The 12929-nt window shown below is 57.1% G+C and carries 8 protein-coding genes; 5 read left to right on the top strand and 3 right to left on the bottom strand.

The window, feature by feature from the left end:
* Positions 1-51: 51 nt before the first annotated feature.
* The 4 genes from ACWUI2_RS03390 (at position 52) to ACWUI2_RS03375 (ending at position 7915) form a co-directional block, all read left to right on the top strand.
* The gene (locus tag ACWUI2_RS03390; protein WP_486981460.1) at positions 52-2436 is read left to right on the top strand and encodes a hypothetical protein; all 2385 of its coding nucleotides are present in this window, start codon (positions 52-54) and stop codon (positions 2434-2436) included.
* Positions 2437-2505: 69 nt separating this feature from the next.
* Positions 2506-3264 (top strand): PEP-CTERM sorting domain-containing protein, encoded by a 759-nt coding sequence (locus ACWUI2_RS03385; protein ID WP_486981459.1) that lies wholly within the window; start codon positions 2506-2508, stop codon positions 3262-3264.
* Positions 3265-3305: 41 nt separating this feature from the next.
* Positions 3306-6632 carry a hypothetical protein gene (locus ACWUI2_RS03380; RefSeq protein WP_486981458.1) on the top strand — a complete coding sequence of 1109 codons (3327 nt, stop codon included), beginning with the start codon at positions 3306-3308 and terminating at the stop codon, positions 6630-6632.
* 134 nt (positions 6633-6766) lie between these two features.
* Positions 6767-7915 carry a Gfo/Idh/MocA family protein gene (locus ACWUI2_RS03375; RefSeq protein WP_486981457.1) on the top strand — a complete coding sequence of 383 codons (1149 nt, stop codon included), beginning with the start codon at positions 6767-6769 and terminating at the stop codon, positions 7913-7915.
* Positions 7916-8034: 119 nt separating this feature from the next.
* On the opposite strand, the gene ACWUI2_RS03370 is transcribed toward ACWUI2_RS03375, so the two are convergent.
* From ACWUI2_RS03370 to ACWUI2_RS03360, 3 genes are all read right to left on the bottom strand, one after another.
* Complete coding sequence (locus ACWUI2_RS03370; protein WP_486981456.1) at positions 8035-8976, bottom strand: hypothetical protein; 942 nt, start codon at positions 8974-8976, stop codon at positions 8035-8037.
* Between the two features lie 112 nt (positions 8977-9088).
* Complete coding sequence (locus ACWUI2_RS03365) at positions 9089-10672, bottom strand: hypothetical protein (RefSeq protein WP_486981455.1); 1584 nt, start codon at positions 10670-10672, stop codon at positions 9089-9091.
* Positions 10669-11463, bottom strand: a complete 795-nt coding sequence (locus tag ACWUI2_RS03360; RefSeq protein ID WP_486981454.1) for an ABC transporter ATP-binding protein — start codon at positions 11461-11463, stop codon at positions 10669-10671. The genes ACWUI2_RS03365 and ACWUI2_RS03360 overlap by 4 nt, the downstream gene beginning before the upstream one ends.
* A gap of 96 nt (positions 11464-11559) precedes the next feature.
* Between ACWUI2_RS03360 and ACWUI2_RS03355 the strand changes: the two genes are divergently transcribed.
* The gene (locus ACWUI2_RS03355; protein ID WP_486981453.1) at positions 11560-12873 is read left to right on the top strand and encodes a hypothetical protein; all 1314 of its coding nucleotides are present in this window, start codon (positions 11560-11562) and stop codon (positions 12871-12873) included.
* The last annotated feature ends 56 nt before the right edge of the window (positions 12874-12929 follow it).

Here is a 12929-nt window from a genome sequence, read left to right as displayed (position 1 = left end):
CACGTTCGCGTGGTCAGCACGGAGGTTGTATCAACCTATAAAGTTTTCTCCATGAATTGTATTTCGACCCTTCAGCATTTCGCTTGGTTTCTCACCATTCTTTCTCCCCTCACCATGGTATCCGCCCCAAAGGATATTGTTGCCTCTGCCAATTGGGTGGAAGTTCGCGGGCAGTGGGATTTTACGGACGGAGAAATCCGTCAACGTTCCGATAGCAGTGAATCGGGCATCCATTTGTTGCGTTGGCGGGAAGAATTGCCGAGTGATTTTTACCTCGAACTTGAGATTTACAATAGGGACGAGAGGGGAGGGAATGATCAGCATATTGCCACGGCGTTCGTTCGCGGTGACGCAAAGGGAGAGCGGGGGCATGCCTTTGGGATCAACAATCGGAGAGTGAACCGCGGCAGCAATGTCGGCTGGGAGCGGCACCACCAGAAATGGGCGCCGTTTGCCATGAATCTTAGCCGCGACCGGCATGCCTGGGGGATCGGGTGGCATAAATTTGGTCTGCTTGTCGAAGGACCCTATTATGAACTCTATTACTTCGACCGCGCGGAGGGGAAGGATGATGTTGCAATCACCGTTCTTCGCGGAGCATCCTGGGACTATTTGGATCAAAATGGCCTGTTTCTCCAGGCCCACGGAGGGGAGGGACGCTTTCGCAATCTTCGCCTTTTGTCGCCCGACGAGGCGCCGGCGCCCGAGCGATTCGTGATCGAATCGCCAGAGAACCGAGCTGATCGGACCCGGCCGAAATTTAGCTGGAGGATCGCCCAGGATGGCGACGACCAACGGGAGGAATTTGATTTTACGTTGACCTTGAAAGATGCAAACGGGCAAGTCGTTGTCGAGGAGACGGTGCGCGATCCGCTTTGGAGGCCAGGCAGGCCGTTGGTCCCCGGACACTATGAGTGGTCGATTGAGACTTCGACTGTGGCGGGACCCCTACGTGGTGGATCGTTTTCCTCCCGTTTCGAAGTTCCTGATGACGCTGTTTCCGATCCACCGGCATTGAAGCTTTCATTGCCGGAGCCCGCCCATTTCGAGGAGGCGAGGCCGGAGTTGACTTGGACTTGGACTTGTGGGGGGCCTCCAGATGCGGTGCTGGTTTTTCGCGGAGGAGAACAGCTGGCCGGAGAGGTCCAGATCCATTCGGATGGGTTCTCCTGGAGGCCGGCCCGGGATCTCGTTGATGGCTTGAATCGGTTGGAGATTCGGGCCTCGCACCAGGGAGAAGAACTGGAACCTGTGGAGTCGCTGGTAGTCCGGACCCGACTACCGGGTGTGTATTCATTCCGCGATGACGGAGTTCTCCTTCATGAGGAGGAGGTTTTCCTTCCCCTCGGAACCTACCGGGATCCGAGTGACCGTCTCGACGATGTCGCCGGACTCCATGAGGCTGGTTTCACTCTGAGTCACAGTTACCATTTCGAAGGACGACATGGAGGCGATGTCGATGAAACGGAATACGATGGACTTGTGCGGGATGCAAGGAACTACCTGCGGTTTGCCCATGAGAATGGAGTGGCGGTCTTTCTGGGGATTCGTCGATCCTGGGTCTGGAACGAAAGGCATGATTTGATCCAACGGTTTGTCGGAGAATTGATGGGGGAACCGGCGTTGTTGACCTGGTACTTGTATGACGAACCGGATTGGCTGGGGATGTCGGCGGCGGTCCATCGCCGGGCTTACGAAGCGATCAAGCAGGTGGATCCATTTCGTCCCGTCTCGATTTGTTACCTTCACCCGGATGCGATTCCACGATTCAGCCGGGGGTTTGACATGCTCTGGTCGCAAAGTTATCGTGCGCATTCTCACTCGGAACGTTCCATTGCCGATATGCGGTCGATGGAAGAGGCGCGGATGAATACGCTGCATTTTTCCGGACATTCCTCCGCCGAAGCCCGGGCGAATTGGATGATTTTGAACGCGCACGATATGCGCCTTCAGGGAGGGCCGATCCCGAATCATGTTCATCGTCCCAGCGCGCAACAAATCCATGCCCACGCCTTTTCGGTTTTGGCGCTTAATCCGCGTGGATTGATTTGGTATTGGTGGCCCCAGCGCTGGATCGACCTCCGGAGCGACACGCCGGAAATCTGGTCGGTTGTCGTGGCGACACTTCACGAACTCAACCAGGTGTATCCGCTGTTCCTGACGGAGGGAAATGAAGTGGAGGTACCAACCGCGGATGGAGCGCAGCCTGATCGAGCATTGGCGCGGGCGCGGCGTCTTAATGATGGACGCAAGGTCTTATTGGTGGCGAATCCACATGGTCGGTCCCAGGAGTGGGAATGGTCGGTTTCCGACCGCCCCGGAAGAACCTGGACAAAATTTTCAGGAAACGGGCGGTGGTCCGGGGAAGGCGGTGCCATAACAATACACCTGGCTCCATACCAGCATTTGGTGCTGCTCATGGAGGAAGCAGACTGATTTTCGCTCATGCGTCCGGAATTGTTCTGGCAATGAGACTCAACCAAACCCAAGTAGAAAGACAGAAATATGAAAGTTCATAAATGGATGAAGTCACTTACGGTAATGACGGCGTCATTACTGATCTTCGCTGGCGTTGCCAATGCTGCATTGGTTATGTTCAGTGAGGATTTTAGCGGCCCAGCCGGTACCCTCCCCGCTGACTGGGTGCCCAGCTGGTCTGATCTTCCTCAACAGAATGGAGAAGGTCAATTGATCACCACAGCGGGTCACAATCGTATTGTTTACACGGGTGAGGGTGCGAACTGGACGGACTACACCATCACAACGGCGTGGAGCAGTACCACGTGGCAGGGAACCAGCGGCTACGTCGGTTTGATTGGGCGGGTGCAGTTGACGGACGATCTTTTCAATCAACGGTCGTTTTATGGCTTTTACGCCGACGTACAAGGCCGGATCGGAATCGAGAGGCGCCTCTGGAATGGAACCACCAACTCTCAAAGTTGGGTTGGTGGTATCTTAACCGCACCGGGAACATTCACCTATCAACCCGGAGAAGTCTGGTTTCTGGAATTCTCGATGATCGGAAACGAATTGACGGGCAGAGTTTTGAATTCAGCTGGAGTCGAGCAAGCCAGTCTCACGGTAACGGACGACAACTTCGCCAGTGGATACGCTGGGATCTATTCCCTTCAAAACAGTACTCAAGTGATCTCGCATTATGATCTCGAAGTGGCCGCCATTCCTGAGCCGGGGACGACGGCTCTGTTAATGGGGCTCGGCTGTGCGGCATTTTTGATCATGCACCGCAGGCTGAAACAGGTCTGATTGGTTATTATCAGAATAACGATTGTGCGATGTCTCACATTATGCTCCAACGCTTATACGAAGTCAACGCTATTGTGATCGCCTCAGGCGGGGCATATGTGAGAGGCGCGCAAAGCCGGATACGGAATGCGCCGCATGGATGGACTTTTCAGAGGATTCTCCTGCGGCGCATTTGTTTAATCACCAGTTCCATTCTCCTCCTCTGTGCAATGCACCTGTCCGCCCGCGACCTTGCAAACTCCAATGAGTGGACCACTCGGAGTGGCTTTTGGACCTTCAACGGCAGCGAAATCCGGCAACTCAATCTTTCGAGTTCGCTGTATGCCCTCCAATGGCAGGAACAATTACCTGAGGCATTTTATCTCGAAGTGGAGATTTACAACAGCGAGACCCTTGGAAGCAACAACCGGCATTTGGCCACGCTACTCATCCGGGCCAACGATGAGGGCACGCGGGGCCATGCGTTCGGGATCAATAACCGCATCATCAGTCGCGGCAGCAATGTTCTCTGGAACCGGCAGCATGACCGGTGGCCGGCATTTCAGATGAACCTAAGCCGGGACCGGGACGCCTGGACGGTGGGATGGCATAAGTTTGGCCTTTTGGTCGATGGTCCCTATTACGAGTTTTTTTATTTTGATCAACACGGTGGCGCAGCGGAAACCGCCACCACGGTGATGCGTGGAGCCGCGTGGGATTATCTGGATCAAAGCGGCCTTTACCTGCATGCGCAGGGGGGGAATGGACGATTTCGGAATCTTCGCCTTCTCCCGGCAGGGGATGCGCCGGAACCGGCGCGTTTTGCCATCGTTTCTCCTTCGGCGGGAAGTCAGGTGAGTCGTGATCGTCCGGAGATCTCCTGGACGGTTCTTCAGGATGGCGATGATCAGCGGGAGGATTTCGATTTTGCTCTCACTCTTTTCGACAATCAGGACGAAATCGTGGGGGAAGGTTGGACGCGTGATCCGGTGTGGCGCCCGCTGCATCCTCTCCCACCCGGCGCATACCGCTGGGAACTGGAGGCATCAACCGCCGCCGGTCCCGTTCGGGGTGGCCGGCTAGCAGGTGACTTTGTGGTACCCCCAAGTGCGATCAATGACCATTCCCATATTGGAATAACAGGCCCGACTCCTGCTCATTTTGAGGAGCCCCGGCCTCATCTTTCCTGGCAGTGGACGACAGACTACCGTCCCGATAGGGTCCGAATTGTTCGTGGCGGCGTTCTGGCTGGCGACGCCGTCCTATCGCCGGAGGGTCCATCCTGGCAGCCGACGGCTGATTTTTCTCCGGGCCTGAACCGCCTGCAATTGATTTTCATGAAGGATGGTGTAGTGATCCAGACTGCGGAAACCATGGTCGTGCGGACGAAGTTGCCCCCGTTGTATTCGATTGACGAGGACGGAAATTTTCGGCGCGACGGCCTTCTGGTTTCTCCACTCGGCGCCTATCGCGATCCAAGCGACTCGCTGAACGATGTCAGGGGAGTGATGGAGGCCGGGTTTGCGCTTACCCATAGTTATCATTTCGAAGGAGGTGTGACGGGGCGGATGGAAGAGTCGGAGATCGTGCAAGTGATTGACGAAGCGAAACAGTATCTGGAGTATTGCGAGCGCCACGGCATGAGCGTCTACCTTGGAATTCCGAGATCGTGGGTTTGGAATGAACGGCAGGATTTAATCGAACGCTATGTGGGGGCATTGATGGGGCATTCCTCCCTGGCAATGTGGTATCTGTATGACGAACCCGATTGGGTGGGGCTTCCCGCCGCCAGCCATCGGCGCGCCTACGAAGCGATCAAGCGGGTGGACCCGTTTCGTCCGGTGACAATTTGTTATCTGCATCCGGCGTTGATTCCGCGATATAGCCGGGGATTCGACATGCTGTGGTCGCAAAGTTACCGTGCTCACAGTCAGCCGGAGCGGTCTTTGGCGGACATTGAGTCGATGCGTGCCGCACGGGTGAATACGCTCTCCTTTTCGGGAGCTTCGCCTGGGAAGGCCCGAGCCAACTGGATGATCACCAACGCACATGATTACGCTCTTCAGAGCGGGCCGGTTCCCGGACATGTCCACCGGCCCAGTCCGGCAGAGATACGAATGCACGGTCATGTTGGGCTGGCGCTCGGGGCAAAAGGTCTTGCCTATTACTGGTGGCCGAGGCAGTGGTTCGACATGAGGGTGCACGAACCGGCGGTTTGGGACGCGATCGTTTCCACGGTGCGGGCGGTCAGGAAGCTCTATCCGCGTTTTCTGGCTCCTGGAGAAGAGCTGGAGGTGCCGACGGCAACGGTAGCGGATTCGCTGAATGTCATTGCGCGTGCCCGGTTAACGGATACAGGCACGGTCACTCTCCTCGTCGTGAATCCTCACAATGCAACCCGGACTTGGAGTTGGTTCCTCCCGAGCCCTTATTGGAGCATTTGGCGCCGGATCGGCGGAGGGGGCGAATGGGAACTGAATGGCGAGAATCTTCAGGTTTCTCTTGGGCCGCTGGAGTACGTGGTTTTGGCATTTGACGGGGATATGTCCGGCGGGGAGACGTTGTACCAAACTGCCTTCGACGAATCAGAGCTTGCGCCGTCCGACTGGGTAGTAAACCTGCAACAGGAAACCCCTGTTTTGGATGGAAATGGGCACCTGAAATTGACTCGGCAAACGCATGGCTGGTCGGCCGCGACTTATGACGGACCGGGGAGTGGCGATTGGTTTGATTACATTGTGACTGCGGACGTGGAAGCGTATCCGTGGCAGGCCAACACCGCGTTCTTTGGTTTGATGGCGAGAATGAATGGAAACGATTGGGGATCCCTCACTGGTTATGCGTTCAAGGTTTATGGAGACGGACGGATGGAGTTGAGGAAGCGGACCTTGGGGAATTGGACTACCTTGCAGACCGCTCCGGTGGGGACAGTGCCGCGCCGACCCGGGGATGTATGGCAGCTCCGATTTACGGTTCGAGGAATTTCACTTCTCGGTGAAGTATTTGAATACGGCGAGAATGGACAACTGGGTGGTTCGCTCGGGAGCATCACGGTCGACGATGGTTCCTTCGCGTTTGGGTCGGCGGGAATCATTGCTCTTTTATCAGGCGAAGATACGGTCCTGTATCACAATTTTAGGGCTACGACGCCGTCGCGTGCCATTCAACTGCAATCGATGGAAATGATCCCGGCGGTCGGGTTACATTTTTTTACGAACCCCGACAAACTTTATCGGATTCAGTTCTCGGAGGATCTGCGGGATTGGTTCGATCTCGAATCGGAGATCCTAGGTTCTGACGGAGAGATTAACCGAATTTTCTCGATTCGGGACGTCGATCGTGGGTTCTTTCGGGTGACGACACCTCCGGATGGAGTAGAGGTTCCGTAGTATGGACCCTTGAGAGGCCAGTCGTGACACACAGGAGCGTGGGCGTTATTGTAACGGAGGACGGAGATTAATCCCGGCAAGAATGGAGGCAGGATGTTTAGAATAAGTAATCGACTCAATGGAGTCATAATACAATGAAAATTGGAGTAATTGGATTGGGGGCACGAATGGGCAGTATGTTAAACACCTTCCAAGGTGTTGAGTCGGAACTGCGCGTGGTGGGGGTGATTGATCCGGATGAGAAGTCGGCAAGAGCGCGTTTGCCGGTTGATGTTCGGTCGTCAGTCGCCTTCTATTCGACTCTGGACGAACTCGTTCGTCAGGCGCGTCCGGATGCTTTGGCGATAGGGACGCGCTGCGACCTTCATGCGAAATTCGCGATTGAAGCTGCCCAGTATGGGTTACCCATTTTTTTGGAGAAACCTGTCGCCACTTCCATGGAGGACGCGCTCGCTCTCGAAGATGCTTTTGCAGATTCGCAGTCGGAAGTCGTGGTGAGTTTTCCCTTACGCGTCTCCCAGCTTTGCCGCCGGGTGAAGGATTTATTGGATGGAAATGCCGTGGGACGGGTGCAGCATTTGCAAGCGGTCAATAACGTTCCGTATGGAACCGTCTATTTCGATAGTTGGTTTCGTGACTACAACACAACCCAGGGGCTCTTCGTGCAAAAGGCGACGCATGACTTTGATTACTTAAGATATTTGGCTGGAGCGCCAGTGGTGCGGGTGGCTGCGATGCTTTCCCGTGGGAGGGTGTTTACCGATAGCTCGCTGAAGGGGAGAAAGCCGAGCAAAGACCGGCTTTATTATGAGGATATCGGAACGCCCGATTCAGGAATGAACGAAGACCATTCGTCGGCATTGTTGGAGTTTGGAAATGGAGCCCAGGCAGTGTATAGTCAGGTTTTCTTTATTAAGAATTCCGCTCGCGCTCGCGGGGCAACGATCACGGGTTGTCAGGGGACGATTTCGTTTGATTGGTATAAGAACGAATTAAATCGAGTCTGGCATTACGAGCCATTTACGGAGACCCACAAAGTCGATGACAGCTTGGCTCACTTTGGCGGAGATGGTCAGTTGGCAAAAAACTTTTTTGAAGTGATTCGGGGGGAAGCCTCCTCGCGGTCCACGATTAACGATGGTTTGCAAGCAGTTTACACATGTCTCGCCGCCCGGGAATCGGCGCTAGAAGGAACATTTCAACGTGTCCGTCAGGTGGGTCAACTCCCGGGGGTGGGTAATGGCGCCCGTCCGCTCAGTCGGGAGTTGATTCCTGAACGCTAGCCAAGTCTAAGTAACATTGCGTCCGCACCCTTTTCTTCGCGCCCGCTTCGGCGAGGTCTTGTCGCAGGCAGTTGAGGTCGGTCATTAAGTACTCGCTTGTCACCTTCCGGGAGTCTGCGTCAGAGATCTCTCGTGGCGGGGCGAAAGAAGGGAAAGTCCTCGACGCGGTAGTCAGGAACTTCGCGTAAGAGGGTGCGGTGGTCGACACTGGATTGGACGTCTTTCAGGATCAGGCGCTTTAGCTCGTCATCGGCAATCTGGGGATCGCGGCGTCGAATGTCGGTCGTGAGTCGTTCGATAAGGGGAGACAATTGATTGGTTTCATACGCGGCAACCAGGGCCGCGTGTTTCCGGGCGGTGAACCGAAATTCAAAGGAGGTGGCCATCTCAAGTAGTTGATCGCGGGTCGAATTTTCGCTTAGGTGGTGTTGCATTTGAGCATCGATAAACCACGCCGGATTGATGAGTTTGTAGGCTCGTTGGCCGTAGTCCCCGCCATTCCAGGTCCAGATGCCGCGGCTGTCGGTGCGCAGGTAAAGAGACGGGACCGCGGATTCCGGGTCGGTGAAAAACGGAAGGTGAGGTTGAGCCATGAATTGAGTGAATAATGGAGTGCCTAAGGTCTCCGTCAGCGGCCCCTCGACGAAAGCGAGAATATCGGAGTGGGTCACGATTCGGCCCAGCAAGCGCCCTTCCTGCCGGTCAATCTTCGGGCCTTGTGCGGTTTGGCTAGCCCGCCAGGCGGGGGTGGAATTGACCGCCGGCAGGCTGGCAAGGTATTCCTCCCACTGCTTGATAATCACGGCGTGCTGAAGAGCGATCACCGGGGTATAATCGAGTTTATCCTGAGCGATAAGACCCTGGACGTGTACCCGTTTTTCGTAGGCCTCGCGTCGCTCCACGTTTTCTTTTTCCGCCAGTCGAGCCAAGAGGAACGATCCGATGATCACGATGGCGAGAAACCCGACGATGCGCGACCGCTTCTCGGTTACCCAATAAAAGAATACGCCCACTGCGGCGAAACTGACCCAAGTCCCGATGTCGTCGTCTCGTTTGCTCATTAAGAGATGAACCGATGTCGATAAAGTGGGGTCAAACCGAATCGTTCCAAATGATTAAATTGCCGGATGAAATAGCCTTGGGAGTTCGGCGCGGTTTTGCGGCTTGAATTACTTACTTTCTTTCCATGTTGAAGCATCGGGCTGCGAGTTCGAGGAAGGTCGCGCTGATTGTTGTCAGAATTATCCACGCGGTCAGGACGGCCACCCAAGTCGGGAGGTGGGTCAGGACTGCGACTGTGATCGCGGCCGAGCCGGCGATCAGTCCGGCGCAGAGGAGGGCGGCGTCGGGAGCAAGATTGACGGAGAGCTGGCGAGAGCGTTGTTCCTTTTCGTTTCCGACGGAATTCCGAAACAGGAGGTGGATTCCGAATCCCACCGAGTCCTTGAGGACTTGGGAGGGGAGCAGGAAAATCAAGATCCAATACCCGAAACTTCCACCGGGGAGGATGGGGAATAATGCAAGGCAGGTCGCGGCAATGGCGGTTCCCGCGAGAAACGTCCGGCCCAAGACCGTCGCGGCCACCACCGTCCGGGGCGTGACTGGATATACGTGGGATTCATCGGCTATCTTTGCGAGGAACCGGGGATCGCCGCAGATCAAAGTCATCAAGAAGATGAAGAGCGCCATCCAGATGGGCCATGCCATCACCTGAAGGTCCGGCAATATCGCCACGATCGCCACGATCGCGACAACGGCCGACAGGAAGAGTGAAAGTTTTCCAATCGGGCGGCTTCGTATTGTATCGATTATTTGGAGCCAAATGATCGCGCGGGATCCGCCGAGGAAAGAAAACATCGGGGGAGCGAAGCGGGTGGCGTTTCTCTTTCGATCAGCGTCGGTGTTGGTGGCGGTTCCGAAGGTCGCCGGACGTTCGCGGCGGTCGACGCGAAGGACCGCGTTTCTACGGATGTCGCAGGCGATGAGCAGGCTTGCTCCCATAGTTGTCAGATAGATGCCGAGGCCGCCTGCCACACCCAAGAAGAGCCGTACCCCGCCGTCGAACATCAGGTAGACCGGGGAGAATAAGACCGCCACTGCTTGTCCGAAGAGCGTGCCGCGCAAATCGTGGGACGGGGAAATCGGCGCCAATCCATTGAGCGACAGAGGAACCCATTCCCATAAAAATCGGATCAGCACGAAACCGATGTAGATCGCGATGGTGGTCAAGACCGCCCGATATGCGTACCCGAAACTTGGATGCAGACGGTCGACGGCGCCGACCGTCTGTCCCAGCAAGGTCGCGTAACCGAGCCCGAGGAGTCCGATGATCGAGAATACCGCGAAGGCGTGAACGGTCCCTGCCCAGCCGCTTCCCAATAGAAGGCCAAGGAGGAGGCAGATCCCCAGGAGGAAGCCGGCGACGGCGATATGTTTGTAGAGGAGCAGCTCCCGCCGGGCTACCGGCGCGGTGAAAAGGTAATCCACCTCGGGAGCGGTCCAGAACGATCCGGCGAAGTCCCTCGACGAACAGGTTGTCGCGGTTAGCGCGAGGAGGTAAAGCCCGGGGAGAATCGGTAGAATTCCTTCGGTCACGGAATCGCCGTCGGCTTGGAATCCCAGCCACAGCAGTCCGCCGAGATAGAGCAATCCGACTGCCGCGACCGTCGCCCGTCCGGGGTAGCGGAGGGATCGCAGCGACGACCGGCATTGGGCGATGGCGAGGAGTTTCCAGAGTTGCAGCAGACCCCGGTTCATTGGGCTTTGGTATCCGGCGTAACGGTCGTTTCGGTGACGATCCGGAGAAAAATTTCTTCCAGCCAATCCGCGTCGCCTTTCCGAGACAGTTGGCGAAAGTCGGCCACGGTTCCATGGAAGGCGGTTTTTCCGCGATTCAACACGAGGAGGTGGGTGCAAAGGTCTTCGATGAGTGGGAGCAAATGGGAACTGATCACCGCGCCCCCGCCATGGGCCGCGTGCGTCCGAACGGTTTCCTTTACCATTCGAATCGACTGGGGATCGAGTCCGGCCAACGGTTCGTCCAGCAGAAGCACGCGGGGGTCGTAGAGGAATGCGCAGCAAATGCCGACTTTGTGGCGCATCCCCCGGGAGAGTTCGCCGCACAGCGCATGACGGAAGTCGTTCAATCCATAGTTTTCGAGCAATCGCCCGGCCTTCTCGTCGAAGCCGTCGACCCCGTAAAGCGCACCGATGAAGCGGAGTTGTTCCCAAACGGTCAGCTTTTCGAAGAGCCGGGGATCGTCCGGGACAAACGCCATCCGTCGGCGGGCCTCGATGCCGTCGCCCGCCAAATCGTGTCCGCAAATCCGCACTTCCCCTTCATCGGGGGGCAAAATGCCGGAGATCATCCGCAAGGTCGTGGTTTTTCCCGCTCCATTCGGTCCGATCAGTCCGACGATTTCCCCGGAGCCGACGGTCAAGTCGACTCCGTCCACCGCGATTTGGCGGCGAAACGAAATGCATAGGCCGACGGCTTCAGCCAAGGGGGGCGATGGGCAACGGGCGGCGGTAACGGAAGGGTCGGTCATGAGGGCAAGCATGTTTTCCTATTGGCACCTGCCAAGCCGAAATCGCGTAAACCGCTTGTGTCCAACGGGGAAAACGGTGATAACGGAGAGGAAACCATGATCCGCATCGTCTGCCTCAAAAATCCCTTCGTCCTTGGATTGGTCTTCCTCGCTTTTGGAGCCGTCGGGGCGGTGGGCGGCGCCTTTTGGATCTCGCGCCAAACCGCCGAGCGCACTCTCGCCGAAGCCATCGATCGTGTCGAGGCGGCGGGCCTGCCGGTCACCGGGGAGGCGTTCGTCCGGTTTTACTTCGATCCCTCGCTGGAGCCGGAAGGCAATGCCGCGCCTCTGTTGGAGGAGGCTTTCGAGCGGCTCGATTTGGAGCGCGGCGAAATCCGCGACCTTTGGCCCGGGTCACCGGGGGAGCAGCATTCGTCCGGGGGCTATTTGTTCACCGCCGATCAGATGGCCGAAGTGGCCTTGTTGTTGGATCGCAATGTCGCCGCATTGGAACGCGTGGCGGAGGCCGCCTCCCGTCCTTACGCCCGGTTCGCCCATCCCTTCTATCCGTCCGATCCCTCCCTCCCGCACCTCGGCCCGGCGCGCCAGTCGGGCGAACTGCTCTGCCTGCGGGCGATGTGGCATGGAGAGCGGAAGGAAACGGAGGCCGCCCTTGAAGCGATCGAACTGGCCTTCCGTTTGGACGACCTTCTCCAATGGGAACCGGGGGAACTCGCCGCGTTCGGGCGAAGCTCGCGTATTCGTTCAATCGTGGCGGCGGTTGAGCGACTGCTCGATCTCCGCGAACTCGGGGAAGACGAACTGCGCCGCCTCGACCATCTTTTGGCCGCGGCCGCAGCCCGGACCATGCGACCGATCATCGCCGGGGCGGCCGTGACGACCCATGTCCGGATGGAACGGTTTCGCGAGAATCCGACGGCAAGGTTTGAAACCGATAGCCGGGCTTTTCGAACCGTGGCCCGCCTCTATGTGGCGAGCGGACGATTCCATCGGGATCATCGCGATGCCTTGGAGGCGGCACGGACGTTGTTCCAAATCGAAGACCCGGAGGCGGGGCTGCAATACGTCGACGAAGCCGGCCTTCATCTGATGGCCGACTTTAGCCCTCACCGGATCGTTCGCTCATTTTTTACCGGCAGTTTGGCTTTTGCCGTCGAAGCCTCCGCGCAGACGGAAACACGACTCGGACTCATGCGCCTGCTTCTCGCCGCCGAAATTTACCGTCAAAAGAGCGGTCGGTTTCCCGACAGTCTGGAGGAGCTTTTCGCCGAGGCACCGACGGAAGGCCTTCGGCCACGGGATGGCTTGGTCATTGAGATCCGCGATGGCCGCTTCTGGCTGATCCGTCACGCTCCGGACGGCCGGGACAGCAATCGGTTCGCCCATAGTCTGCCCCTTCGCCAGCCGTGAAGCAGGCCTTCGACCGTGGAAGGGACGACCTCCGTGTCGTCCGCGGTTGCGTCGGC

This window comes from Verruconatronum alginivorum (assembly GCF_056590205.1).
Note: the sequence above shows the minus strand (reverse complement) of the source record. Positions and strands in the feature narration are given on the sequence as shown.